Genomic DNA, 26417 nt, shown 5'->3' with positions numbered 1-26417 from the left:
ATGCTTGATTATGTCCATCTCCAGCACCGTTCCGATCGGCGTCACCTGCTTTTTCTGGTGCTGCTGCTCATTGTCGCCGCAGGCGTTAGCCTCTGCGCCGGTGACCGGTGGATAGGGCCCAAAAGCTGGTGGGGACCTGACGGACAGCTCTTCGTCTGGCAAATTCGTCTGCCGCGTACCGTCGCGGTGATGCTGGTGGGGGCCGCGCTGGCGCTGTGCGGCACCATTATGCAGGCGTTGTTTGAGAATCCTCTGGCGGAGCCCGGGCTGCTCGGCGTGTCTAACGGTGCGGGCGTGGGGCTGATTGCATCGGTGATGCTGGGCGGAGGAGAACTCTCCGGCTGGAGCATTAGCCTGAGCGCGATCCTCGGCGCATTACTGATAACGCTCATCCTTCTTCGTTTTGCCAGACGGCACTTATCGACCAGCCGTCTGCTGCTTGCCGGCGTGGCGCTGGGGATCATCTGTAGTGCGTTGATGACCTGGGCGGTCTACTTCTCGACCTCTTTTGACCTTCGGCAGCTCATGTACTGGATGATGGGCGGCTTTGGCGGCGTCGACTGGCAGCAGGGCTGGCTGATGGCGCTGCTGGTGCCGGTCATCGTGTGGGCTGCCCTGCAGGCGCAGCCGTTGAATATGCTCGCGCTGGGTGAAACCTCAGCCCGCCAGCTGGGCATGCCGATTGGGTTCTGGCGTAATGTGCTGGTCATCGCCATTGGCTGGCTGGTCGGCGTCAGCGTGGCTCTGGCGGGCGCGATTGGCTTTATCGGTCTGGTGATTCCGCATATGCTCCGACTGTGCGGAATCACGGACCATCGAACCTTGCTTCCGGCCTCGGCGGTTGCCGGGGCCGTCACGCTGCTGGTGGCCGACATCATCGCCAGGCTTGCCCTGACGGCCGCAGAGCTGCCCATTGGCGTGGTGACCGCCACGCTGGGCGCGCCGGTCTTTATCTGGCTACTATTAAAAGCTGGACGTTAAATCGACAACCTGAGGAAATGCTATGCAGTCAGATATCCTGAATACTGAAGTGACCACCATTGATGGCGATAAAACCACGCTGGAAGGCTACAAAGGCAATGTGTTGCTGATCGTCAACGTGGCATCCAAATGCGGCCTGACGCCGCAGTACGAGCAGCTGGAAAACATTCAGAAGGCCTGGGAGAAAGACGGTTTTACCGTGCTGGGCTTCCCCTGCAACCAGTTCCTGGGGCAGGAGCCGGGCAGCGAAGAGGAGATTAAAACCTTCTGCAGCACTACCTACGGCGTAACGTTCCCGCTGTTCAGCAAAATCGATGTCAACGGTGAAGACCGCCATCCGCTGTATGCGAAGCTGATCGCTGCCGCACCGAAAGCCGTCGCGCCGGAAGGCAGCGGTTTTTATGAACGCATGGCCAGCAAAGGCCGCGCGCCGCTTTATCCGGACGATATTCTGTGGAACTTTGAAAAATTCCTGATAGGTCGCGACGGTCAGGTCGTACAGCGTTTTTCACCGGATATGACCCCTGAAGATCCGATCGTCATGGAATCGATCAAGCTGGCGCTGGCGAAATAATGTCGCTGCTGATGCAGCTCACGGACGTTGCCGAGAAGGGACGTCTGGAGCCGATAACCGGCGCCGTCAATGCGGGAGAAATCCTGCATCTTGTCGGGCCAAACGGCGCAGGAAAGAGCACGCTGCTGGCACGGATGGCAGGCATGACTGCCGGAGAAGGGCAGATAATGTTGCTGGAGCATACGCTGGCCGAGTGGTCGCCGGTCTCGCTGGCGCATCGGCGCAGCTATCTCGTGCAGCAGCAGGTGCCCCCCTTTGCGATGCCGGTCTGGCACTATCTGATGCTGCATTTGCACGACAAACATTCTACGGCACTGCTGACGGACGTGGCCGCGGCGCTGGGGCTGGAGGATAAACTCTCCCGGCATGTCAGCCAGCTATCCGGCGGCGAATGGCAGCGGGTGCGTCTGGCGGCTGTCATTGTTCAGATCCACCCGGCCGGTAATCCTCATGGGCGGATGCTGCTTCTCGATGAACCGATGAGCGGTCTGGATGTGGCGCAGCAGGCGGCCCTGGATACCCTGCTAAGTGCGCTCAGTAGAAAAGGCATCGCCGTGGTGATGAGCAGTCATGACCTCAACCACACCTTGCGTCATGCCCACCGGGTGTGGCTGCTGTCGCAGGGGAAGATGATCGCCAGCGGTACGCGGGATCAGGTTCTTACGCCGCCCAATCTTGCCCGCGCGTACAACATGTCGTTCCGCAGGCTGGATATTGAGGGCCATAAGATGCTGATTTCGACCGGGCAGGAGTAAGCGTTTCTTGCCTGTGAGCACAATTGCACGCTAAATTACGAAAAGAACAAAAAAAGCAGAGGATTCGTCTGAAAATGCGATTCTGGTTTCTCCTGATGGCCGCACTTTTTCTTGCGGGATGCAGTAGCCATCGTGCACCGCCGCCTAACCCACGGCTTTCAGATTCGATCACCGTCATTGCCAGCCTCAACGATCAGCTGAGCAACTGGCGCGGCACGCCTTATCGCTACGGCGGTATGAGCCGTGGCGGTGTAGATTGCTCCGGCTTCGTTCTGATGACGTTTCGCGACAAGTTTGATTTACAGCTGCCGCGTGAAACGCGTAAACAGGCAGAAATCGGCACGGAAATTGATAAAGACGACCTCCTGCCCGGGGACCTGGTTTTCTTCAAAACCGGATCGGGGGAAAGCGGACTTCATGTGGGCATTTATGATACTGACAACCAGTTCATTCACGCCTCGACGAGCCGCGGCGTGATGCGCTCTTCTCTTGATAATGTTTACTGGCGTAAAAATTTCTGGCAGGCACGACGTATATAATCTTCGTCGTATACCTCTCTTATGACGGCATGGTAGCGAATAACATGCCGTTTTTTCTCAAATAAGATGATTAAAGTTAAATTTACCTAAAATTAGCGAATTCCTCATGTATCTGTTTTATCTAAAACTGGCTATTATTTTGCAACCAGGATAAGATTATTTTAGATTCAGGGAAAAATCTGAAAATTAATACGGAACTAATGAAATTAATCTTATTAAAATCAAGACAGTGGAATTGTGTCGGCAATTGCTCCAGGATGTCCTCTCTCATCTTTAATGCGGGGCGAGTGCAATGATAATTACGCTAGATAATGCTTACCAGTCTGAACTGCTGCTTTTGCCTGCCCGTAATAGCGCAGGGGAGCTTAAAGGTTTAGAAATTCTGGTTAACTTTACTGGCGTCGACAGCGATGTGCGGATCCCCACTGAGCTTGTTATCCCACGACTTTCAGCGGCTGAAGAGTTAGCGCTGTTTAACGAAAAACTGCAATTGCTTGATACCTGCAAACTGTTTTTTATTCAGCATCAGTTAATTGCATGGATCAATATTACACCTGCAATAGTTGAATTTTTATTAAGTAATGGAAACGCTGTTTCAATTCTTGAGCGTTATCCGTTTCTTGAGTTTACTGTTAATGAGAATTATCCAGGTTTAAATAACGGAAAGGACGATCTTCAGCTGGCGAGAATGGCAATCCATTTCCCATTGGTGCTGGCAAACTTTGGTGCAGGCGCTGCATCGCTCAAGGCGGTCTACGATGGATTATTTAAACGGGTTATTCTCGATAAAGGCTTCATTCAGCAGCGTGCTTCAGAGCTCTCTTTTGAGCCATTTATGCGAGCCATCCTCTGGCAAATCACGCCGCACTGCCAGTCTGTGATTGTCTCGGGCATTGACGACCACGGTCTGTTGCAGCGCGTGTTGTCCTTTAATTTTGGCGCCATGCAGGGAACACTCTGGCCTGCCGTCTCGGCGGAACACGTCACTACGCTGGTTCAGCAGCGATAACCCTTGCTTTCGCCCGTGTTTAAGTCCGGGTAAACCCTCTACACTAAAAGCAGGAGGACTTATGACCCTGTCTTTTACTGCTCACTGGCATGACGAGTTGCCGGGATTTTATACCGCACTCAAACCCACACCGTTACAAAATTCACGCCTTATCTGGCATAACGATCGGCTGGCAGAAGAGCTGGCCATTCCGCCTGAGCTGTTTCAGCGTTCAGGGAGCGCTGGCGTCTGGGGAGGCGAAACGCTGCTCGCCGGGATGCAACCCCTGGCCCAGGTCTATAGCGGACATCAGTTTGGCGTCTGGGCTGGGCAACTGGGCGACGGCAGGGGGATCCTGCTCGGTGAACAACAGCTTCCCAACGGGGAGACGGTTGACTGGCATCTGAAAGGTGCGGGCCTGACGCCCTATTCGCGGATGGGCGACGGGCGTGCGGTTCTGCGTTCAACGATTCGCGAATGCCTGGGCTCCGAAGCGATGCATGCCCTCGGTATCCCCACCACCCGTGCGCTGTCGATCGTGACCAGCGACACGCCGGTTGCGCGCGAAACCGTGGAAAAGGGCGCAATGCTGATGCGCATTGCGCAAAGCCATCTGCGCTTCGGTCATTTTGAACACTTTTACTATCGCCGCGAGCCGGACAAGGTGCGCCAGCTGGCTGACTTTGCCATTCGTCACCACTGGGCGCATTTGCAGGACGACGCGGATAAATACGTTCTCTGGTTCAGGGACGTGGTGGCCCGTACTGCAACCCTGATTGCCCGCTGGCAAACGGTAGGTTTTGCCCATGGCGTCATGAATACGGACAACATGTCGCTTCTCGGGTTGACCTTTGACTACGGTCCGTTTGGTTTCCTGGATGATTATCAGCCAGGGTACATCTGTAACCACTCCGACTATCAGGGGCGCTACAGTTTTGACAATCAGCCCGCGGTGGGCCTGTGGAACCTGCAGCGGCTTGCGCAAACCCTGTCGCCGTTCATCGACGTTGATGCCCTCAATGATGCGCTCGACAGCTATCAGGCGATCTTACTGCGAGAGTATGGCTCGCTGATGCGCAACAAGCTGGGGCTAGTCACGCAGGAGAAGGGCGATAACGACATCCTCAATGGCCTGTTTGCCCTGATGGCGCGCGAGGGCAGCGATTACACGCGCACCTTCCGGATGCTGGGCCAGACGGAGCAGCACAGTGCCGCCTCGCCGCTGCGCGATGAGTTTATTGACAGACAGGCGTTTGACGACTGGTTTGCATCGTACCGCGCGCGGCTGCAGCAGGAGCAGGTGGATGATGCGACCCGCCAGGCGCAGATGAACGCTACGAACCCTGCGATGGTGTTGCGCAACTGGCTGGCGCAGCGGGCGATTGAGCAGGCCGAGCAGGGCGAGTACGACGAGTTACACCGTCTGCACGTGGCGTTGCGCACGCCGTTTGCCGACCGGGATGATGATTACGTCAGCCGCCCGCCTGACTGGGGCAAGCGGCTGGAGGTCAGTTGCTCAAGCTAGTGTCTGGCCGGAGTCGGCGTCGTCAGAATCCGGCCCGGTCAGGGGACGAGAAACACCTGCGGCACGGCGTGAGCGGGATGCCTGCCGACGTGAACCTGTGCGCCGTACCAGCGCGCCAGCGCATCGGCCTGCAACACGGTTTCCGGCTCTCCCTGGGACACGATCCGGCCGCTATGCAGGAGCAGGATGCGATCCGCCCACAGCGCTGCCAGGTTGAGGTCGTGCAGCACCGCGCACACGTGCAGATGTCCCCGGCTGGTCAGGGATTTCAGCAGGCGCAGCAGATGCTGCTGGTGATAGAGATCCAGCGCGGACGTCGGTTCATCAAGAAACAGCCAGCCGCGCGGCGCACCGTCGCACCAGAGCTGAGCCAGCGCGCGGGCGAGCTGAACGCGCTGCTGCTCGCCGCCGGAGAGCGCGGCAAACTGCCTGCCCGCCAGCGGTAAACAGCCGGTGATGGCCATCACCTCCTCGATCACCGACGCTTCTGGCGTGCGGGTCCAGGGCGCACGCCCCATACCGACCACCGCCTCAACCGGCCAGTCAAATCCGAGCTGCGTGCTCTGGCGCATCACCGCCCGGTAGCGGGAGAGCCTTTCCGGCTGCCAGGCCGCAAGCGGTGTGCCCGCCAGGCTGCACCGTCCCCCAGCAGGTTTAAGATAGCCGGTAAGCAGTCGCAACAGCGTCGATTTCCCGGCGCCGTTGGGGCCAATCAACGCCACCAGCTCGCCCTGAGATAAGGTCAGCGACACGTCGTTAATCAGCGTGCGTTGCCCGGCGCGAAAAACAAGGTTTTCTGCACAATAGCGTTCAGCCATGCGCACCTCCACGACGAAAGATCAGCCACAAGAACCACGGCGCGCCGAGAAGGCTGGTCAATAAGCCAACCGGCATTTCCGCCGGAGCGACCACGCTGCGCGCCAGCGTGTCGGCCATCAGCAGGAGCAGCGCACCGGCCAGCACCGAGCCGGGGAGCGTGGCCCGATGGTCGGCTCCCAGCCACATGCGCACCAGGTGGGGCACCACCAGGCCAACAAAACCGATCACGCCGCTGATCGCAACGGCGGCAGCCACCAGCAGGGCGCTGCACAGCAGCAGGATCCGCTGCACGGCGGCCACCTCCACGCCGAGATAGTGCGCCTCTTCGTCGCCCAGCTGCAGCAGGTTGAGGGGCCCTGCCAGACGCCAGATAACCAGCACGGTGGGGATCATCAGCGACGCGACGGCCAGCAGCGTCGACCACTGCGCCTGGCCGAGGCTGCCCATTCCCCAGAGCGAAAGCTGGCGAAGCTGGGCATCATTGCTGAGCCATGACAGCACGCCGACGGCCGCACCGCACAGGGCGTTGATGGCAATGCCCACCAGCAGCAGGCGCGACAGGGAAGCGTCACGCTGACGGCTGAGCAGGAAAATCACGAAGGTGGCGGCCAGCGCGCCGAGAAACGCCGCCAGCATCGGGGCATACAGCATCACCAGTGCAGGCAGCGAGAGCGGAAGCACCACCCACAGCGCGACGGCAAGTGCCGCGCCGCTACTGATGCCGAGCAGGCCCGGGTCCGCCAGCGGGTTGCGGAACAGCCCCTGCATCACGCAGCCCGCGAGCGCCAGCGAACCGCCGATCGCCAGCGCCAGCAGCACGCGTGGCAGGCGGATCGTCAGCCAGATCTGACGCAGGGCCTCGTCGGTGCCGTTCCAAAGCAGGCTGATCGGCAGGCGCAGCGCGCCAATACCGCTGGCCGTCAGCGTCGTGACGACCAGCAGCGCGGCCAGCATCCACAATGACAGGGCGACTCGCCGGGACATCAGGGCAGTTGCTCCGCTTTGGCCCGCAGTTGCCGGATGGCTTCCGGCGTTCGCACGCTAAAGCCCAGCAGCGCCATATCATCCATCGCCAGCACCTGCTTATTGCGTCCTGCCGGGGTTTGCGCCAGCCCGGGCAGCGTCCACAGATTCGCTTCCCCACCCAGGGCGTTGATGCCGTCCTGCGAAATCACCACCAGATCGGGCCGGCTGGCAATCACCCCTTCCTGAGACAGCGGCTGATAGCGGGTGAACCCCTGCATCGCATTCTGCAGCCCCGCCGCGCGAATGGCCGCGTCCGCGCCGGTCTGTTGTCCGGCAGCCATCGCGGTCATCCCGCCGTGGTTGAGAATAAACAGCACCCGTTTGTTGAGTGGCGATGTGGGCAGGGTTGACAGCGCCTGACGCAGCTTGCCGCGCAGGGCTTCCCCCTCGGCCTCGCGATGCGTCGCTTCCGCCACGATCCGCACTTTTTCGTCGATGACGCTCAAATCGTTAGCGGCTGGAACCGCGATAACCCGGACGTGGCTTTGCTCAACCTGCTTTAGCGCCAGGGAGGGCTGCGCCTGGGCGCTGGCCAGCACCAGCGTGGGGCGCATGGACAAGATCCCTTCCGCGTTGAGCTGGCGCAGATAGCCCACGTCCGGCAGCACGTTCGCCGCTTGCGGCCACTGGCTGGTGCTGTCGCGGGCCACCAGGGAAGACGACGCGCCGAGTGCGTAGACAATCTCGGTGACGTCGCCGCCGAGCGTGACGATTTTCTCCTGCGGCGCAGCAAACGCCAGCAGGGGCAGGGCGCTGAACAGGACAAGCCACCGTTTCATGCGGCCAGCCCTTTCGCCGTCAGGGCGTCTATCTGGCTGCGCCACTGGCTTTGCTCCGGCTCGCCTTCGGTGCGCTGGCCGTACAGCTGGGCGATTTGCGTCCCGTCGGCGGCAAACAGCTCCAGGCTGGTGACGTGCCCGTCAGCGGTTGGTTTGCGCGTGACCCACGTCTCCGCAATGGCGTCTTCAAGCAGGTGCAGGGTAAAGGTTGAGTTGAAGATGTTCAGCCAGCCTTTCATCGGCGCCAGCTTTTCCACCACGCCGGTGAAAATCTGTACGCAGCCGCGGTTGCCGACGAAGACCATGATTTCATTGCCGTCCCGGCGCGCCGTCTCCAGCAGTTGCGCCAGCGCGCTGTTCTCTACCCGACAGGCCAGATCGTCCCCGACCAGGCGAAACGCCTGCTGGCGGCTGAGGTTATGGCGTTTGAGGAGGCTGAAGAACTGGTGCACGTCGGTCATGGCGCGCCACTCGTTGTCCACGAGCGCAGCTTGCGCATTTTCCGCGTGAGCAGGCGCGTCGGGTGCCTTCATCGCCAGCGGTGGATTATCGGCAATGATAAAGCGAGTCAGCACGTCGCCCCAGGCGGAAACGTCGGTGTTATCCGTGGCGTAGACCTTCAGCAGGGCATCGCCCTGGTGGTCGAAGAACTGAATGCTCTGCCGCTCGCCGCGGGCGGTGGCTTCACTGATGTGAAACGCGCTTGCCCACTGGTTGAGGAACAGGCGCAGATCCAGCGCGCGCGGGTTCAGCACCAGCCCGGCATGGCCGTTCAGGTGCTGGTTGGTGAAGCTTCCGACCTGCTCGTGAACGGCGTAGTCGTTGCGGCAGATGCATTTGGTTTCGCCCACCGCCTCCAGCGCGCCCAGGATCTCGCGGATCTCACCGCGCAGTCGCCAGGCGTCGTGACCCACGCGGGCAAAGGTCAGCTCCGCTTCGCTGATGTTCATTAGCTCTGCGATGTCGCGCGCGTACTTACCCGGATTGTCTTCTTTCAGCTCAAGCCAGCGCGTGTAGTGATTCATTTTCTTATCCTTCTGAAGAGTTGCCCCGACGGGAATTACCACTGATAGCTTACGAAAATCTTGCCGTTACGGCCGTCCTGCGGAATGCCCTGAGGTGACCAGTATTCTTTGTCAAAGGCGTTGCCGAGCACCAGCGTCGTGGTCACGCCTTTGAGCTGCTCCTGACCCTTATAGCTGACGTAGAAGTCATTGACCGCGTAGCCCGGCTGCTTGCTGTAGCTGCTGCTGATATGCGTTGAGCGATCGACAAAGGTGCCAATCCAGCCGACGGAAAAACCGCTCTGCGCCACCGGAATGTCCAGCTTGCTGGTGACGGTATCCGGGTTGATGCTGGAGATGTACTCGCCCGTATCGGTGTCTTTCCCGCGCGTGCGGTTATAGGCCAGGTCGAGGTTGAAGAGGTCGGCAGAGTATTTTGCCATCATGTCCCAGCCCCAGATTTTGGCGTTCGGGACGTTATAAGACATGGTGGTCGCGGCGGCAAAATTGACGGTGGTGGAGATATAGTCTTTAGCTTTGGTATCGAAATAGCTGGCTTTAAACTCCAGCGCATCGTTGGCAAGCAGCAGATCGTCAAAGCGCAGACCGAACCCAAACTCCTGCGTTTCGTTGGTTTCCGGGCGCAGGTTCGGGTTTGGCACCCAGTAGTTGGTATAGAAGCGGCCAATAGAGAAGTGTTTGGCGTCGTTGTACATCTCGCCCATGGTGGGCGCGCGGAACGCCTGCGCGTATGAGCCAAACAGCATCAGCCAGTCTGTCGGGCTGACGGTCAACCCGGCGCGGGAGGACCATTTATCGGCATCCACGTCGTCGTAGCCATTGCTGCTGCCGCGGTAGTTGTCATAGCGCGTACCGCCCAGCAGGGTGACCGGCAGATCGCGCAGGGTGATCTCATCCTGCAGCCAGCCGGAGCTGAAGTCGATTTTCGCCTCCGGGAAGCCGGTGGTCGCGCCGCCCGGATGCTGCTCCTGACGGTAGTATTCCCCACCGTAGGTCAGCAGATGTGCTGCAAACGTGTCGCTGAACAGGCGGGTGCGGTTTTCCACCTTGCCGCCTTTGGTGGTCTGCTTGCGGAACTCACCGCTGTTGTCGATATTCTGGGCATTAATGCGCGCTTCGGACCAGTAGACCTTCGCGTCGGCGTTCAGCCAGTCGTTACCTTCCGGGGCGATGCGGTAGCCCACCTGCGCGTCACGCTGGATGGTGGAGCGATCGGTCATCGGGTTACTGCTGTCCGCCCCGGTGGTTTGCGGGTTTTTTGGTTCCTGAGCATCGTTGTTGTAGTAGCGCAGGGCGCCGCTCAGGGTCTGGGCCGGGTCGATTTTCCAGCTGCCTTTCGCCAGCATGTTATTGATGGACTCGTCGTTAGGGGCGGTTGCTCCGTCGCTCTGGCGGATATCACCGCGATCCCGGCTGGACCAGGCCACCAGACCGTCCAGCGTGTCGGTGCGGCCATAGGCGCTGGCCCCCATGCCAAGACTGTGATCGCCTGTCGCCCCCGTACCAAACACACGATAACCGCTGTTTTTACCCGTTTCCAGCAGGTCTTTTGCATCAACGGTGTCATAGGAAATCACGCCGCCCAGCGCGCCGCTGCCGTACAGCAGGGCCGACGGGCCGCGAACCACTTCGATACGTTTAATCAGCGCCGGATCGAGGAACGTGCTGTTCAGGTGGCCGGTGTCGGTGCCCTGACGCACGCCGTCAACCAGCACCAGCACGCCGCGACGATCGTAGCCGCGCAGGTTCACGTCCTGCCCGTTGGTGCGCCCGGTGCCGTCCAGCATCAGGCCGGGAACGTTACGCAGCAGGTCGGCCGCCGAGCTGGCGGTTTGTTTCTCCGGGGCGGTGGCATCAATCACGCTCACCATCATGGGGGCTTCAAAGGCGCTGCGGGCGTTGCCCGTGGCGGTGACGGTCATTTCGTCTGCGGCAGCAAACGCGACGCCCGGCAGGGTGCTGACAATCGCCAGCGCCAGAAGTGACGGGCGTAAAGAGGCGGAAGGCAGGTGTGGCATAGCAACTCTCCATAAAGAATCGAAAGCGCTGGCTGCCTGGGGATCACCTGGGTGGCTGGCGAAGTTTTTGGTTTATTTTGTGAGGATCAGTTTTCCGGCATGGGTCTGGCGCAGCAGATAGCGCTGGCCGTCATGCTCGATAATGACCCGCCCCGCATCGCCGAGCAGGGTTTTGCTGTCAATCCGACGCTCGGTAGGGGCTGGTGCTGTGTCTGTTTTTGCTGGCGTTGCCGCGCTGTTATCCGTACGTGACATAATGTTTATAAATAACAATCAATGTAACAATGATAATCATTATCAATAAACTGCAAATTTACGGCAAGCGTTTTTGTGAAAAAAGGGTGAGAGGATCAATATTGTGCAATCAAAAGCCCGGTGGCGGCTTCGCCTTACCGGGCTTACAACGGCAAGAATCGTAGGCCGGGTAAGCGCAGCGCCACCCGGCAGGATGTTAAAAGCGCGTGTCCACGGCTGCAGCCAGCTTCTCCAGCAGCAGCTCGCTGTCTTCCCAGCTCAGGCACGGGTCGGTGATCGACTGGCCGTATACCATCTGCTGGCCAGCAACGATTTTCTGCGCGCCTTCTTTGATAAAACTCTCCGCCATAATCCCTGCAACGGCGGTTGAACCGCTGCGGATCTGCTGGCAGATCTCATCGCAGACGTCCAGCTGGCGGCGATGCTGCTTCTGGCAGTTGCCGTGGCTGAAGTCCACCACCAGATGTTCCGGCAGGTCGAATTCCGCCAGCGTTTCACAGGCCGCCGCAATATCTTGTGTATGATAATTGGGCTTCTTCCCGCCGCGCATAATGATATGCCCGTACGGGTTACCGCTGGTCTGGTAGATGGTCATATGACCGCTCTTGTCCGGCGACAGGAACATGTGGCTGGCACGGGCCGCGCGGATGGCATCAACCGCAATACGGGTATTGCCGTCGGTCCCGTTTTTAAAGCCGACCGGACAGGAGAGGGCGGAGGCCATCTCGCGGTGGATTTGGCTCTCGGTGGTGCGTGCGCCAATCGCGCCCCAGCTGATCAGATCGGCGATAAACTGCCCGGTCACCATATCAAGGAACTCGGTGGCGGTTGGCACGCCCAGCTCGTTGACCTGCAAAAGCAGCTTCCGCGCCAGCTCGATGCCGTGGTTCACGCGATAGCTGCCGTTGAGGTCAGGGTCGGAAATCAGCCCTTTCCAGCCCACCACGGTCCGCGGTTTTTCAAAGTAGGTTCGCATCACAATCTCAAGGCGGTGCTGATACTTGTCCCGCAGGCCCTGAAGCCGTTTTGCATAATCCATCGCGGCATCCAGATCGTGGATGGAGCAGGGACCAATCACCACCAGAAGACGCTTGTCTTCACCATTGAGGATTTTTTCAATGCGGCGGCGGGAGGCCGTCACGTGTTCCGCAACGGCAGCGGAAACAGGATGCCGCTGGGCCAGTTCAGCCGGCGTGACCAGGCTGTCAATGCGCGCAGTGCGGAGTTCATCGGTTTTATTCATGGAATGTCTCAGAAAATTTTTGCTTCATCGGCAGACTACCGGGAAGTGATGGGCATCACCTTAAACCAATCCCTGCTGATTTCAAGTTCGGGGCGACATAGCCCCGTGGTTGCCGATGATGATACCTGAATCTGAGCTAATGTACTAGCATATTAGTACATGCGGCGATTAAGCCCCATGATGTCGAGAATTTTGGTGGCAATTTCTTCCACAGAGTAGTTGGTGCTGTTCAGCCACGGGATCTGATTTTTGCGGTACAGGGCTTCCACTTCGGAGACCTCCATCCGGCACTGGCGCATGGAGGCGTAGCGGCTGTTCTCGCGGCGCTCTTCGCGGATGGCGGCAAGGCGCTCCGGATTGATGGTCAGCCCGAACAACTTGTGCTGCAGCGGCTTCAGGGCGGCGGGCAGCACCAGGTTATCCATATCGTCAGCGATGAACGGGTAGTTGGCGGCGCGAATGCCGAACTGCATCGCCAGGTAGAGGCTGGTCGGCGTTTTGCCGCAGCGCGACACGCCAAGCAGGATCACCTGCGCCTGGTCGAGATTACGCAGCGAGATGCCGTCGTCGTGCGCGAGGGTATAGTCAATGGCGGCGATACGCGCGTCGTACTTGGTCAGGTTGCCGGGGTTCAGCCCGTGGGTACGGTGGGCGATAGGCGTTGGGTCGAGCTTCAGCTCGCTTTGCAGCGGAGCCACCAGCGCCTGCACGATATCCTGGCAGAAGCCTTCACTCTGCAGAATGATGGCGCGGATCTCGGGGATCACGATGGAGTAGAACACCAGCGGGCGGACGCCGGTCTGCTGGTAAATGGCGTCGATCTGGTCCTTCACCGCTTTGGCGCGGCTCTCATTTTCGACAAACGGCAGCGTGATGCTGTTGATCGATACGGGAAACTGCGACATCACCGCGTGGCCCAGCACCTCGGCGGTGATCGCCGTACCATCAGAAATATAAAAAACGTGACGATCGACAGCACTATCCATTTTACCCACCCTGAATATCAGACGTAATTGTCTGAAAGCATAAATTAAAAAAGTAATTTACACAGCAAAGAACTTATCCTAATTATGAATGAAACGCTGTTTTTGATTTTCCTGAAAAGTGGATTTCATTTTTCAAATAGCGACTTTATTTTTGGGGTTTCTGGCTGAATATAGAGGAATCATCGGGTTAATCGTTGATGGGAAAGTATCCGAAAAGTTGAAAATTTAAATTGCTTACACGATTCACCGTTTTTTTAGCGGAAATAATTATGCCAGTATAAATACGTAGTCAGGTGTTTCTTACTCCGATCAAATATCACAAAAGGATTGTTTCGATGTCCAACAATGGCTCGTCACCGCTGGTGCTTTGGTATAACCAACTCGGCATGAATGATGTAGACAGAGTTGGGGGCAAAAATGCCTCCCTGGGTGAAATGATTACAAACCTGTCGGGTATGGGTGTCTCCGTACCGAACGGGTTTGCCACCACCGCCGATGCCTTTAACCTGTTTTTAGACCAGAGCGGTGTTAACCAGCGCATTTACGACCTGCTGGATAAAACGGATATTGATGACGTGACCGAGCTTGCCAAAGCCGGGGCGCAGATCCGCCAGTGGATCATCGACACACCTTTCCAGCCGGAACTGGAAAAAGCCATTCACGACGCGTACAACCAGCTCTCCGCTGACGACGCGCAGGCCTCCTTTGCCGTGCGCTCTTCAGCCACCGCAGAAGACATGCCGGACGCCTCGTTTGCCGGGCAGCAGGAAACCTTCCTGAACGTCCAGGGTTACGATGCGGTGCTGGTGGCGGTGAAGCACGTGTTTGCTTCCCTGTTCAACGACCGCGCCATCTCCTATCGCGTGCACCAGGGCTACGACCATCGCGGCGTGGCGCTCTCCGCTGGCGTACAGCGCATGGTGCGCTCGGACGTGGGCTCATCCGGCGTGATGTTCTCCATTGATACCGAATCCGGCTTCGACCAGGTGGTGTTCATCACCTCCGCGTGGGGTCTGGGTGAGATGGTTGTGCAGGGTGCGGTAAACCCTGACGAATTCTACGTTCACAAGCCTACGCTGGCCGCTGGCCGTCCGGCGGTGGTGCGCCGCACCATGGGCTCGAAAAAAATCCGCATGATCTATGCCCCGACCCAGGAGCATGGCAAGCAGGTTAAAATTGAAGATGTACCGCAGGAGCAGCGCGACCGCTTCTCCCTGACCGACGCCGAAGTGCAGGAGCTGGCGAAGCAGGCGGTGCAGATCGAAAAACACTACGGCCGTCCGATGGATATCGAATGGGCGAAAGACGGGAACACCGGCAAGCTGTTTATCGTGCAGGCGCGCCCGGAAACCGTTCGCTCACGCGGTCAGGTGATGGAGCGTTACACGCTGCACGCCCAGGGCAAAATCGTGGCGGAAGGCCGTGCTATCGGTCACCGCATCGGTGCCGGTCCGGTGAAGGTGATCCACGACATCAGCGAGATGAACCGCATTGAGCCCGGCGACGTGCTGGTGACCGACATGACCGACCCGGACTGGGAACCGATCATGAAGAAAGCGGCGGCTATCGTTACCAACCGCGGCGGTCGTACCTGCCACGCGGCGATCATTGCCCGCGAGCTGGGGATTCCTGCGGTTGTCGGCTGCGGTGATGCTACCGAGCGCATGAAGGACGGACAGAACGTGACCGTCTCCTGTGCCGAAGGCGATACCGGCTACGTGTATGCCGATATCCTCGACTTCAGCGTGAAGAGCTCCAGCGTGGATACCATGCCGGACCTGCCGCTGAAGATCATGATGAACGTCGGCAACCCGGACCGCGCGTTCGACTTCGCCTGCCTGCCGAACGAAGGCGTAGGCCTGGCGCGCCTGGAATTTATCATCAACCGTATGATCGGCGTTCACCCGCGTGCGCTGCTGGAGTTTGACGACCAGGAGCCGAAGCTGCAGAACGAAATCCGCGAGATGATGAAAGGCTACGACTCGCCGAAAGAGTTCTACGTCGGCCGTCTGACCGAAGGGATCGCGACGCTGGGTGCCGCTTTCTATCCGAAACGCGTGATTGTGCGCCTGTCTGACTTTAAGTCTAACGAATACGCCAACCTGGTGGGCGGCGAGCGCTACGAGCCGGAAGAAGAGAACCCAATGCTGGGCTTCCGCGGGGCCGGACGCTACGTGTCCGACAGCTTCCGCGACTGCTTCGCGCTGGAATGTGATGCGGTGAAGCGCGTGCGCAACGACATGGGGCTGACCAACGTCGAAATCATGATCCCGTTTGTGCGTACCGTGGATCAGGCGAAAGCGGTTGTTGACGAACTGGCGCGTCAGGGTCTGAAGCGCGGCGAGAACGGGCTGAAGATCATCATGATGTGCGAAATTCCGTCCAACGCCCTGCTGGCCGAGCAGTTCCTGGAGCACTTCGACGGCTTCTCTATCGGCTCGAACGACATGACGCAGCTGACGCTGGGTCTGGACCGCGACTCCGGCGTGGTCTCCGAGCTGTTCGACGAGCGCAACGAGGCGGTGAAAGCATTGCTCTCCCTGTCCATCCGCGCGGCGAAGAAGCAGGGCAAATACGTCGGGATTTGTGGTCAGGGGCCATCCGACCATGAAGACTTTGCCGCCTGGCTGATGGAGGAGGGGATCGATAGCCTGTCCCTGAACCCGGACACCGTGGTGCAAACCTGGCTGAGCCTGGCGGAACTGAACAAGTAACGCCACGCTGACCCGAAAAGGCGAGGATATTATTCCTCGCCTTTTTTATTTCCGCCCGAATATGCTCCCCATCACAAATAAAGTAAAAAACTAAATATCATAATTTGCCTGTCAATTTAGACAATTGTTAGCGCGCAAACCGTTGCTAATACTTGAGCCTTACATGCGCATTTCCCTTCAGATGATGCGCAACTGGTTGAAATACGTTTTAACCTGATAAAAAGGCAAATAACAATGACACTCTCCTCTGTATTGCGTACCAAAGATAAAATAGGTTATGGCTTAGGTGATATGGCCAGCGCGCTGGTCTGGCAAACGGCAACGTTATTTCTCGCCTATTTCTATACGGACGTTTTTGGGCTGCCCGCCGCAATCATGGGCACCATGTTTTTAGTGGTGCGCGTGGTCGATGCGTTTGTCGACCCGTGCATTGGCGCGCTGGTGGATCGCACTCAAACGCGCCACGGCCGTTTCCGTCCCTGGCTGCTGTGGTTTGCCATTCCGTTTGGCGTGAGCTGCCTCATTACTTTCTATGTACCGGACGTGGGGCCGACGGCGAAAATCGTTTATGCCTGCCTGACCTACGCGATCTTAAGCCTGATTTACTCCGCCATTAACGTGCCTTACTGCGCCATGCCCGGCTCGCTGACGCTGGATCCGCGCGAGCGTCACTCCCTGCAGTCGTGGCGCTTTGGCCTGTCGTTTATCGGCGGGTTGATTGTGACGGTGATTGCCCTGCCGCTGGTCTCATTGTTAGGCCAGGGCAACGTGCAGAAAGGCTATTTCTACGCCATGAGTCTGATGGGGCTGCTGGGCATTGTGCTGTTTTTCTGCTGCTTCCTGATGACCCGCGAGCGTTATTCTCCGCGCAGTGATACTTCCGGCTCGATGCTCACCGATTTAAAACTGCTGGCCGGAAACAGCCAGTGGCGCATTGTGTTCCTGTTTAATATTTTGCTGTTAACGGCGGTGGTAACGCGCGGTTCCGCCACGATGTATTACGTGAACTATGTGCTGTTGCGCCCGGAGCTGGTTTTTGCCTTTATTGTTTCCGGAATGGTCGCCTCCTTAAGCGGCGCACTATTATCTGAACGGCTGCTGGGGAAATTTGACCGCGTGCGTGCCTACCAGTGGACCATTATTTCCTTCGTCATTTTCGGGGCGCTGATTTTCTTCCTGCCGCCTTCGCAGGTGTGGCTGATTTTTGGCCTCAACATTGTCTTTAGCTTTGTGCAAAACCTCACCACGCCGCTGCAGTGGACCATGTTCTCCGATGTGGTCGATTACGAAGAGCATCGCAGCGGCCGCCGCCTGGACGGGCTGGTTTTCTCTACCGCGCTGTTTGCCATCAAATTTGGGCTGGCGCTGGGTGGCGCGGTCGTCGGCTGGGTGCTTGGCATGGTGGATTACGCCCCGGGACAGGCAGCCCAGGCGCCGCACGTGCTCTCTACGATCAACGCCCTGTTTACCCTTATCCCTTGCGCGCTGTTCCTCTGCATGGTCGCGCTGCTTTCAATCTACAAGCTTAACAGCCGGCTGGTGGATTCCATCGCCCGGGAGCTGGCCAGCAAGCGTGAGGTGTGACCCGAAGCAGGGCCGCTCAGCCCGGCAACCCCTTCCGCACTACAGGAGTAAAACATGACAGCTATCTATAAGGACGCGGGACGTCCCGTGCACGAGCGCGTCGCCGATTTACTGGCGCGTATGACCCCGGAAGAGAAGTTCGCCCAGATGCATGCGTACTGGCTGATCCTCGATGAAAACGGCAACCACCGCGAGCGCAGCGATCTGAGCGACGAATTCGCCGGCGTGAGCGAGCAGGCTGCACTGAGCGAACGGCTGAAGCTGGGCGTCGGGCAGATCACCCGTCCGCTGGGTACCCATATCGTTGACGCGAAAACCGGCGTGCGCGCCGCTAACCGCCTGCAGCGCATGATGATGGAGGAGACGCGCCTCGGCATTCCGGCCCTGTTCCATGAAGAGTGCCTGGTGGGGCTGCTGTGCAAAGACGCCACGCTGTTCCCGTCGTCGCTGAACTACGGTTCGAGCTGGGATCCGGAGCTGGTGCAGCGCGCGGCAGAGCAGATTGGCAAAGAGGCGCGATCCGTCGGCTGCCAGCAGGGGCTGGCGCCGGTGCTGGACGTTTCCCGCGACGTGCGCTGGGGGCGAACCGAAGAGACCTTCGGGGAAGATCCCTGGCTGGTGGGCGTGATGGCGACCGCCTACGTGAAGGGCTTACAGGGCGATAAGCGCGACCTGCTGGCGACGCTCAAGCACTACGTGGGTCACTCGTTCAGCGAAGGGGCGCGCAACCATGCGCCGGTACATCTGGGTTTTAGCGAACTGAACGACACCTTCCTGCTGCCGTTTGAAATGGCGGTGAAGCTGGCAAACGCCGGTTCGGTCATGCCCGCCTACCACGATATCGATAACCAGCCGGGGCACAGCGACAGCTTCCTGCTGACCACCATCCTGCGCGAACAGTGGGGCTTCGACGGCATTATTGTGGCGGACTACGGCGGCGTCAGCCTCCTACACCAGCATCATGGGATTTCCCACGATGCGGCCGAATCCGCCGCGCTGGCCTTCAACGCCGGGCTGGACGTTGAGCTGCCGAAAGATGACTGCGCGCGGCATCTGGCAGACGCCGTTGAGTGTGGATTGATTTCCATGGTGAAGGTGGATGAGATCGTGGGCCGTGTGCTGACCGAAAAATTCCGCCTCGGCCTGTTTGAGAACCCGTATGCCGATGAAAACGGCATCGATCTGCAAAATGAGACGACCCGCCAGGTGGCGCGGGAGGTGGCGACAAAATCGGTCACGCTGCTGGAAAACAACGGCATTCTGCCGCTGAATGGTAAACCCCGCGTGGCGGTGGTGGGGCCGACGGCAGACGATCCGCTGGCGTTGCTCAGCGGCTACAGCTTTCCGGTGCATCTGATCATCAGCGATATGGTGGAGGAGACCTCGCAGGTGACGACCCCGCGCGCGGCGCTGGAGCAGTACCTGGGTGCATCGAACGTGCGCTACGCGAAAGGGTGTCACATCATCGAGAAACGGATGGCGGGTGCGCCGGTCTTCCCGGGCGACAGCGGCGGTAAACCGATGCAGCAGTCTCCCGTGTCGCAAAGCACCGCCCTTATCCCCGAGGCGGTCAACGCCGCGCAGGAGAGTGACGTGGTGGTGGCCTGCGTGGGCGATCTCGCCGGGCTGTTCCAGAGCGGTACCGTGGGGGAAGGTTCCGACACCGATTCCCTGAATCTGCCGGGTGTTCAGCAGCAGCTGCTGGAGGCGCTGGTGGCGACGGGCAAACCGGTGATTGTCGTGATGACCGGCGGGCGTCCTTACACTCTTCAGGGCCTGGAGGACAAGGTGGCCGCGCTGATCGTGGCGTGGGCACCGGGGCAGGAAGGGGGCTGGGCGATTGCGGACGTGTTAACGGGACGGGCAGAGCCGCAGGGGCGTCTGGTGGTGAGCGTGCCGAAAAGCGCCGGGGCCATGCCGTATTACTACAATCACAAGCTCAAAAGCGGCGGCACGCCGTTTGCGTTCCACTTCGGTTCACGTTATCCGTTTGGCTTCGGCCTCGGCTGGACGACGTTTCGCTGGAATGCTGCCCGCGTCGCTGAAAGCAGCGTGCCGGTCGACGGCGAGGTGACGCTGAGCGTGGATATCACCAATACCGGAGAGCGCAGCGGCAGCGAGGTGGTGCAGGTTTACGTCAGGGATAAGGTCGCCACCCAGGTTCGGCCGCTCCAGGAGCTGAAGGCCTTCCAGCGCGTCACGCTCTCGCCGGGCCAAACCGCCACGCTCAGCTTTACGCTGCCGGTGGAGATGTTCAACTTCACCCGTCGCGACGGGAAACGCATCGTTGAGCCGGGCGAGTTTGAACTGCAGGTTGGCGCATCGTCGGCGGATATCCGCCAGGTGGTGACGGTCAATGTGACCGGGGAAACGCGGGTGCTGCCTGCCGAGTGGCGGATGCTCAGTACCTGTGAGGTTACGCGCGCGTAGTCAGGATAAAAAAAAGCCCATCGTGGGAGATGGGCAAAGACTACACACAGCAATTCGTTGTTTCACTCAGGGGATTTCCATGCTTATAAATCAAGGTGTTGATTTATAACCGTGTGCTAATAGTAGGCATGTCCGCTTTTAGCGTCGATCGGATTCGTCTCAATAGTTAAAGAGATATAAAGATTTCTTGAGGTTATGAGCAGATTGAGTGCAGAAATTGCGGGTCTGACCAGTGTTCAACGAATAAATACTTTAGCAGTGTTAAAGTATTGGGTGGGGGAATGTAGGCCGGGTAAGCGTTAGCGCCACCCGGCAAAAACTTAATGCGTGTTCTTCTCTTCCAGCTCTTCCAGTTCGCTCAAAATCACGTCCGGATCCGTTCCCGGCGGCGGAATTTCATGCACCCAGGCGGAGAACAGACGCCAGGTAACGGCGAGCAGCACCGGGCCGATAAACAGGCCAATCATGCCGAAGGCAATCAAGCCGCCAATCACCCCGGAGAGGATCAGGATCAGCGGCAGGTCGGCGCCCATACGGATGAGAATCGGGCGAATGACGTTATCCATGGTACCGACCACGCAGCTCCAGACCAGCAGCACCGTTCCCCACGTGGTATCTCCCGTCCAGTAGAGCCAGATAATGCAGGGCACCAGCACCAGCAGCGGCCCCAGTTGTGCAAGACAGGTCATCAGCATGACAACGGTGAATATCGTGGCATACGGTACGCCGGAAATCGCCAGACCAATACCGCCCAGCACCGCCTGCACCAGCGCGGTGACCACCACGCCCAGCGCCACCGCGCGTACGGCCTGCGCCGCCAGCAGTACCGCAGCGTCACCGCGTTTGCCCGCCAGGCGGGTGGCAAAGTGACGAACGCCCAAAGCCACCTGCTCACCGCGCCAGTAAAGCAGGGCGCTGAAGAGCAGCATCAGGGTACAGTGCATCATAAAGCGGCCAATATGCGCCGCCTGACCCACAAACCAGGTGGTGGTGGTGCCAATATACGGGCGCACTTTTGCCATCAGCGCGCTGCCGCCCATCTCCAGCAGGCTGTGCCAGCCGCTGTAGAGCTTGGCGCCCACGACCGGAATGCTGTTCAGCCAGGCGAGATCCGGCAGCGTGAGATCGCCGCTGGTCACGGTGCGGATCACCGGGCCGCTGGAGTCGACGAGACTGTTTACCAGCAGCGCAATGGGAATAATAAACAGCAGGAACAGCAGCAGCGTCATGACCAGCACCGCTAACCCGCGGCGGCCGAACAGCAGCTTCTGCAAGCGCAGCAGCAGAGGCCACGTGGCAACGACAACGGTCGCGGCCCAGGCGAAGCCAAGAATAAAGGGTTGAACAATCTACAGACACGCAATGATCATGAGGGCCAGGAACAGCACCGACAGCAAAATTTGCGCAACATCCCTGGGCTGGCGAAGATTGACCATAAATGAAACTTTCCTTAAAAGAACGCCAGCGCGGCTGGCGGGAACGGAAAACCGCATCTCTTTAATCATTAATGATCTCAGCGGTTTTTGACAGGCGGATTTTGCCCGTAATTCTACGAAGCACATAAGAAAAAAATGTGATAAAACTTTCCGGACACAACGCAAACGATTTCACCTTACTCTAATTAGGGTCGACAGTCATGATCCCACAGATTTCCCAGGCACCCGGCGTCGTTCAGCTGGTGCTTAATTTTTTGCAGGCACTGGAGCAACAGGGTTTTACAGGTGATACCGCCACGAACTATGCCGACAGGCTGACGATGGCAACCGATAACAGTATTTATCAGCTTCTTCCCGATGCCGTCGTTTTCCCTCGTTCTACGGCCGACGTGGCGCTGATTGCCCGGCTGGCCACGCAGGAGCGCTTCGCCTCGCTGGTCTTTACGCCGCGCGGCGGCGGCACCGGGACCAACGGTCAGGCGCTGAACCAGGGCATCATTGTTGATATGTCGCGCTATATGAACCGCATCATTGAGATCAACCCGGAAGAGGGGTGGGTGCGGGTCGAAGCGGGCGTTATCAAAGATCAGCTTAACCAGTACCTCAAGCCTTACGGCTACTTTTTTGCCCCGGAACTTTCCACCAGTAACCGCGCGACCCTCGGCGGGATGATCAACACGGATGCCTCCGGTCAGGGCTCGCTGGTCTACGGCAAAACCTCCGATCATGTGCTGGGCGTGCGGGCCGTTCTGCTGGGCGGCGATATTCTCGATACGCAGCCGATGCCGGTCGAACTGGCGGAAACGCTGGGTAAAGATAACACCGCCAGCGGACGCATCTACCGTACCGTGCTGGAGCGCTGCCGCGACAACCGCCAGCTTATTCTCGACAAATTCCCCAAACTGAACCGCTTCTTAACGGGCTACGACCTGCGCCACGTCTTTAACGACGACCTGACCCAGTTCGATTTAACCCGCGTGCTCACCGGTTCCGAAGGGACGCTGGCGTTTATCACCGAGGCGCGGCTGGATATCACCCGCCTGCCGAAGGTGCGTCGTCTGGTGAACGTCAAATATGACTCTTTCGACTCCGCGCTGCGCAATGCGCCGTTTATGGTGGAGGCGAAAGCGCTGTCCGTTGAGACGGTCGACTCCAAAGTGCTCAACCTGGCACGGGAAGATATTGTCTGGCACTCCGTCAGCGATCTCATTACCGACGTGCCGGACAAAGAGATGCTCGGTCTTAACATCGTGGAATTTGCTGGCGACGACGCGGAGCTGATTGAGAGCCAAGTCACCACGCTCTGCCAGCGGCTGGATGAGCTGATTTCGCAGGGCGAAGGCGGCGTGATCGGCTGGCAGCTCTGTAACGATCTGGCCGGGATTGAGCGTATCTATGCGATGCGTAAAAAAGCCGTGGGTCTGCTCGGCAATGCGAAAGGGGCCGCGAAGCCCATTCCTTTTGCCGAAGATACCTGCGTGCCGCCTGAGCATCTGGCGGATTATATCGTCGAGTTTCGCGCCCTGCTGGACAGCCACGGCCTGAGCTACGGCATGTTTGGCCACGTCGATGCCGGGGTGCTGCACGTGCGTCCGGCGCTGGATATGTGCGACCCTCAGCAGGAGATCCTGATGAAGCAGATCTCCGACGACGTGGTGGCCTTAACCGCCAAATACGGCGGTCTGCTGTGGGGCGAGCACGGGAAAGGGTTCCGCGCAGAATACAGCCCGGCGTTCTTCGGCGAACAGCTCTATGCGGAGCTGCGCAAGGTGAAAGCGGCCTTCGACCCGCATAACCGCCTCAACCCGGGCAAAATCTGCCCGCCTGAAGGGGTGGATGCCCCCATGCTGCAGGTGGATGCCGTCAAGCGCGGCACCTACGACAGACAGATCCCCATTGCGGTACGCTCCTCCTGGCGCGGCGCGATGGAGTGCAACGGCAACGGCCTGTGCTTTAACTTTGATGTGAAAAGCCCGATGTGTCCGTCAATGAAAATCACCAGCAACCGCATTCATTCGCCGAAAGGGAGGGCGACGCTGGTGCGCGAGTGGCTGCGTCTGCTGGCCGACCGTGGCGTCGATCCCCTCAAGCTGGAGCAGGAGCTGCCGGAAAAACGGGCCAGCCTGCGCTCGCTGATTGAGCGCACCCGCAACAGCTGGCATGCCAACAAGGGCGAGTATGATTTCTCCCATGAGGTGAAAGAGGCGATGTCCGGCTGTCTGGCCTGTAAAGCCTGCTCTACCCAGTGCCCGATTAAAATCGACGTCCCTGAATTCCGCTCGCGCTTCCTGCAGCTTTACCACACGCGCTATCTGCGTCCGGTGCGCGACCATCTGGTGGCGACGGTAGAGAGCTATGCGCCGCTGATGGCGCGCGCGCCGAAGACCTTCAACTTCTTTATCAACCAGCCGCTGGTGCGCAAGCTTTCCGAAAAGCATATCGGCATGGTCGATCTGCCGCTGCTGTCGGTGCCGTCTCTGCAGCGCCAGCTCGTCGGGCATCGTTCGGCGAACATGACCCTGGAGCAGCTGGAGGCGCTCACGCCTGAGCAAAAAGCGAAGGTGGTGCTGGTGGTGCAGGATCCGTTTACCAGCTACTACGATGCCCAGGTGGTTGCGGACTTCATCCGCCTGTCGGAAAAGCTGGGCTATCAGCCGGTTGTGCTGCCGTTCTCGCCCAACGGCAAGGCGCAGCACATAAAAGGCTTCCTGACGCGCTTTGCGAAGACCGCGCAGAAAACATCTGACTTCTTAAACCGCGTGGCGCAACTCGGGATACCGATGGTCGGCGTCGACCCGGCGCTGGTGCTGTGCTACCGCGATGAATACAGGCAGACGCTGGGCGATAAGCGCGGTGATTTCCACGTCATGCTGGTGCACGAGTGGCTGCCGACGGCCCTGGAAGACAAAGCGGTTCAGGACGTCAGCGGTGAGCCGTGGTATCTGTTCGGACACTGCACGGAAGTCACCGCGCTGCCTGGCGCCCCCGCGCAGTGGGCGTCCGTCTTTGCCCGCTTCGGCGCGAAGCTGGAGAGCGTTAGCGTGGGCTGCTGCGGCATGGCCGGCACGTACGGACACGAAGTGAAAAACCACGCCAACTCGCTCGGCATTTATGAGCTGTCCTGGCATCAGGCGATGCAGCGCTTGCCGCGAAACCGCTGTCTGGCGACGGGATACTCCTGCCGCAGCCAGGTGAAACGGGTAGAGGGTAACGGCGTACGCCACCCATTGCAGGCTTTACTGGAGATAATTGGATGATCTGGAAACGTGCCGTGACGCTGCAGGCGCTGAACGCCATGGGCGAGGGGAATATGGTGGGGCTGCTGGATATCCAGTTCACCCGCATTGGCGACGATGACATTGAGGCCACCATGCCTGTCGATCGTCGCACCCACCAGCCGTTTGGTTTATTGCACGGCGGGGCGTCCGTCGTGCTGGCCGAAACCCTGGGCTCGGTGGCGGGATATCTCTGTACCGAAGGGGAGCAGAAGGTGGTCGGACTTGAGGTGAATGCTAATCATATCCGCTCGGTACGCAGCGGGCGCGTGCGCGGCGTGTGCCGCGCGCTGCACGCCGGCAGTCGCCACCAGGTGTGGCAGATTGACATTCTCGACGAGCAGGATCGCCTGTGCTGCTCTTCAAGGTTGACGACAGCGGTTGTGTAAAGTTTTCAGATGTTTTGCCTTTGGTCAAAAACTAGCCAGCGGGTTGTGATATACTGGTCAGGTTTTGTACATAAGCGAGGACATCATGGATACTGAAATAACCCCAACACAGCTGGCAATTGAATATTTACGTCGCGATAAGAGCAATTTGTCCCCGGCGCAGTACCTGAAAAAGCTGAAACAGCTTGAGCTGGAATTTACAGATTTGCTGGCGCTCTCTTCGAATGAGCTGAAAGAAGAGATCTACTTTGCCTGGCGGTTGGGCGTTCACGTCCATTGAGAAAGTAATGTTGAAAAGGCCGCAACTGCGGCCTTTTTTGTGCCTGAGATTCAGTATTTAGCGGGGAGCTTGTTGATTTTGATAAGCCTGCCTTCTTCCATTTCGATAAATCCGCCGGTTTTCAAATCCGCCAGAATGCGCATCACGCCGCTGCGGGAGAGGTGGGTTTTCTCCCTGATATACTTTTCCGCCGTCACGCTGAGCCGATAACCCTCCTCTTCTTCCGTCAGCTTCATTAACTGCTGGCGAATCATCTCATACGCCGTTGGCGCGCCCTGCGGCATTACGTTGTTATAGAGACGGCTATACACATACATGAGCTGTTGAGAGAGCAGTCCCCAAAGCGCCTTCTCTTTAATAATGGCATTCACCCTTTCTGTGGTGATCGTCCCGATCAGGCACGGGCTGACGGTCTTAAGATAATCACTAAAATAGATATCAGTGAGGTTAGCGAGGCCGAAAACAGCAGGGCTACGGGCCGTAGACAGCATCATGTTATCGCTTCTTCTGTAGACGGCGATGGTTCCTTCAAGAATTAAATAGCACATGCCCTGACCATTGACCTGCAGGTCCAGCCGCTCGCCGCGGGCGGTATGTCGCGTTGTGCAATCAGGTAACAGGTGTGAAATAAGCGCTTGCGCGTGGGGAGAACCCCGCTGAGACTTTTCTGGAAGGGACATGGTTGCCGACAGCCTTAAAAAAAACCTGGCTAATTATAGCGCTTCTCTTTGGGGCGGGTAAGCGAGTTGCTTGTTATTGCATGATACCGTACGCGATTGCCGGGTGGCGGTTACGG

General features: G+C 58.7%; 21 protein-coding genes, 1 other RNA gene and 1 pseudogene. 12 read left to right on the top strand and 11 right to left on the bottom strand.

Translation table 11 applies throughout. The features are described from left to right. From btuC to selO, 6 genes are all read left to right on the top strand, one after another. Entirely contained in the window at positions 1-981 is a 981-nt protein-coding gene (gene btuC, locus ACOTXT_RS09425) for a vitamin B12 ABC transporter permease BtuC (protein ID WP_333163745.1), read from the top strand. Positions 982-1003: 22 nt separating this feature from the next. Continuing rightward, the gene (locus tag ACOTXT_RS09420; protein WP_021241087.1) at positions 1004-1555 is read left to right on the top strand and encodes a glutathione peroxidase; all 552 of its coding nucleotides are present in this window, start codon (positions 1004-1006) and stop codon (positions 1553-1555) included. After that, entirely contained in the window at positions 1555-2310 is a 756-nt protein-coding gene (gene btuD / locus ACOTXT_RS09415) for a vitamin B12 ABC transporter ATP-binding protein BtuD (RefSeq protein WP_008500651.1), read from the top strand. Before ACOTXT_RS09420 ends, btuD begins: the two co-directional genes overlap by 1 nt. 74 nt (positions 2311-2384) lie before the next feature. Next, positions 2385-2849: an NlpC/P60 family protein gene (locus ACOTXT_RS09410; RefSeq protein ID WP_008500650.1), complete on the top strand. Its 465-nt coding sequence runs from the start codon at positions 2385-2387 to the stop codon at positions 2847-2849. 292 nt (positions 2850-3141) lie between these two features. After that, positions 3142-3858 carry an EAL domain-containing protein gene (locus ACOTXT_RS09405; protein WP_008500649.1) on the top strand — a complete coding sequence of 239 codons (717 nt, stop codon included), beginning with the start codon at positions 3142-3144 and terminating at the stop codon, positions 3856-3858. A gap of 61 nt (positions 3859-3919) precedes the next feature. Continuing rightward, on the top strand, positions 3920-5362 hold the full coding sequence (gene selO / locus ACOTXT_RS09400) for a protein adenylyltransferase SelO (protein ID WP_333163748.1): 1443 nt from the start codon (positions 3920-3922) through the stop codon (positions 5360-5362). Between the two features lie 38 nt (positions 5363-5400). On the opposite strand, the gene ACOTXT_RS09395 is transcribed toward selO, so the two are convergent. The 8 genes from ACOTXT_RS09395 to ppsR all read right to left on the bottom strand — a co-directional run bounded on the left by ACOTXT_RS09395 (position 5401) and on the right by ppsR (position 13513). Next, positions 5401-6180, bottom strand: a complete 780-nt coding sequence (locus ACOTXT_RS09395; protein WP_023292669.1) for a heme ABC transporter ATP-binding protein — start codon at positions 6178-6180, stop codon at positions 5401-5403. Next, positions 6173-7165 carry a FecCD family ABC transporter permease gene (locus tag ACOTXT_RS09390; protein WP_045406286.1) on the bottom strand — a complete coding sequence of 331 codons (993 nt, stop codon included), beginning with the start codon at positions 7163-7165 and terminating at the stop codon, positions 6173-6175. The genes ACOTXT_RS09395 and ACOTXT_RS09390 overlap by 8 nt, the downstream gene beginning before the upstream one ends. Continuing rightward, on the bottom strand, positions 7165-7986 hold the full coding sequence (locus tag ACOTXT_RS09385) for a heme/hemin ABC transporter substrate-binding protein (RefSeq protein ID WP_065102183.1): 822 nt from the start codon (positions 7984-7986) through the stop codon (positions 7165-7167). Before ACOTXT_RS09385 ends, ACOTXT_RS09390 begins: the two co-directional genes overlap by 1 nt. After that, complete coding sequence (gene chuS, locus ACOTXT_RS09380; protein ID WP_333163752.1) at positions 7983-9011, bottom strand: hematinate-forming heme oxygenase ChuS; 1029 nt, start codon at positions 9009-9011, stop codon at positions 7983-7985. The genes ACOTXT_RS09385 and chuS overlap by 4 nt, the downstream gene beginning before the upstream one ends. Before the next feature lie 35 nt (positions 9012-9046). Further along, positions 9047-11029 carry a TonB-dependent hemoglobin/transferrin/lactoferrin family receptor gene (locus ACOTXT_RS09375; protein WP_023327178.1) on the bottom strand — a complete coding sequence of 661 codons (1983 nt, stop codon included), beginning with the start codon at positions 11027-11029 and terminating at the stop codon, positions 9047-9049. A gap of 72 nt (positions 11030-11101) precedes the next feature. Further along, positions 11102-11284, bottom strand: coding sequence for a hemin uptake protein HemP (gene hemP, locus ACOTXT_RS09370; RefSeq protein WP_021241095.1), 183 nt, complete (start codon positions 11282-11284; stop codon positions 11102-11104). A 196-nt stretch (positions 11285-11480) separates the two neighbouring features. After that, positions 11481-12527 (bottom strand): 3-deoxy-7-phosphoheptulonate synthase AroH, encoded by a 1047-nt coding sequence (gene aroH, locus ACOTXT_RS09365; RefSeq protein ID WP_333163757.1) that lies wholly within the window; start codon positions 12525-12527, stop codon positions 11481-11483. A gap of 152 nt (positions 12528-12679) precedes the next feature. Next, the gene (gene ppsR, locus ACOTXT_RS09360; protein WP_008500644.1) at positions 12680-13513 is read right to left on the bottom strand and encodes a posphoenolpyruvate synthetase regulatory kinase/phosphorylase PpsR; all 834 of its coding nucleotides are present in this window, start codon (positions 13511-13513) and stop codon (positions 12680-12682) included. A gap of 335 nt (positions 13514-13848) precedes the next feature. Between ppsR and ppsA the strand changes: the two genes are divergently transcribed. The 3 genes from ppsA (at position 13849) to ACOTXT_RS09345 (ending at position 20241) form a co-directional block, all read left to right on the top strand. Then, on the top strand, positions 13849-16227 hold the full coding sequence (ppsA, locus tag ACOTXT_RS09355; protein WP_023292664.1) for a phosphoenolpyruvate synthase: 2379 nt from the start codon (positions 13849-13851) through the stop codon (positions 16225-16227). Positions 16228-16461: 234 nt separating this feature from the next. After that, positions 16462-17811 carry an MFS transporter gene (locus tag ACOTXT_RS09350; RefSeq protein WP_421625304.1) on the top strand — a complete coding sequence of 450 codons (1350 nt, stop codon included), beginning with the start codon at positions 16462-16464 and terminating at the stop codon, positions 17809-17811. Between the two features lie 54 nt (positions 17812-17865). Further along, positions 17866-20241: a glycoside hydrolase family 3 N-terminal domain-containing protein gene (locus ACOTXT_RS09345; RefSeq protein WP_063930176.1), complete on the top strand. Its 2376-nt coding sequence runs from the start codon at positions 17866-17868 to the stop codon at positions 20239-20241. Positions 20242-20246: 5 nt separating this feature from the next. Here ACOTXT_RS09345 and rprA read toward each other — a convergent pair. Beyond that, an RNA gene (gene rprA, locus ACOTXT_RS09340) (antisense sRNA RprA) lies at positions 20247-20354 on the bottom strand. A gap of 207 nt (positions 20355-20561) precedes the next feature. Continuing rightward, positions 20562-21677, bottom strand: a pseudogene (gene ydiK, locus ACOTXT_RS09335) (AI-2E family transporter YdiK). Positions 21678-21877: 200 nt separating this feature from the next. Here ydiK and ydiJ point away from each other — a divergent pair. The 3 genes from ydiJ (at position 21878) to ACOTXT_RS09320 (ending at position 25621) form a co-directional block, all read left to right on the top strand. Next, positions 21878-24934, top strand: coding sequence for a D-2-hydroxyglutarate dehydrogenase YdiJ (gene ydiJ, locus ACOTXT_RS09330; RefSeq protein ID WP_045336106.1), 3057 nt, complete (start codon positions 21878-21880; stop codon positions 24932-24934). Next, positions 24931-25341, top strand: coding sequence for a 1,4-dihydroxy-2-naphthoyl-CoA hydrolase (gene menI / locus ACOTXT_RS09325; RefSeq protein ID WP_021241102.1), 411 nt, complete (start codon positions 24931-24933; stop codon positions 25339-25341). Before ydiJ ends, menI begins: the two co-directional genes overlap by 4 nt. Positions 25342-25426: 85 nt before the next feature. Then, the gene (locus ACOTXT_RS09320; protein ID WP_003857766.1) at positions 25427-25621 is read left to right on the top strand and encodes a YdiH family protein; all 195 of its coding nucleotides are present in this window, start codon (positions 25427-25429) and stop codon (positions 25619-25621) included. A gap of 50 nt (positions 25622-25671) precedes the next feature. On the opposite strand, the gene ACOTXT_RS09315 is transcribed toward ACOTXT_RS09320, so the two are convergent. Next, positions 25672-26301: a helix-turn-helix domain-containing protein gene (locus ACOTXT_RS09315; RefSeq protein WP_025911639.1), complete on the bottom strand. Its 630-nt coding sequence runs from the start codon at positions 26299-26301 to the stop codon at positions 25672-25674. Positions 26302-26417 lie beyond the last annotated feature (116 nt).

The organism is Enterobacter cloacae complex sp. IR5422 (genome assembly GCF_049238165.1).
Classification (GTDB): domain Bacteria; phylum Pseudomonadota; class Gammaproteobacteria; order Enterobacterales; family Enterobacteriaceae; genus Enterobacter; species Enterobacter roggenkampii.
Note: the sequence above shows the minus strand (reverse complement) of the source record. Positions and strands in the feature narration are given on the sequence as shown.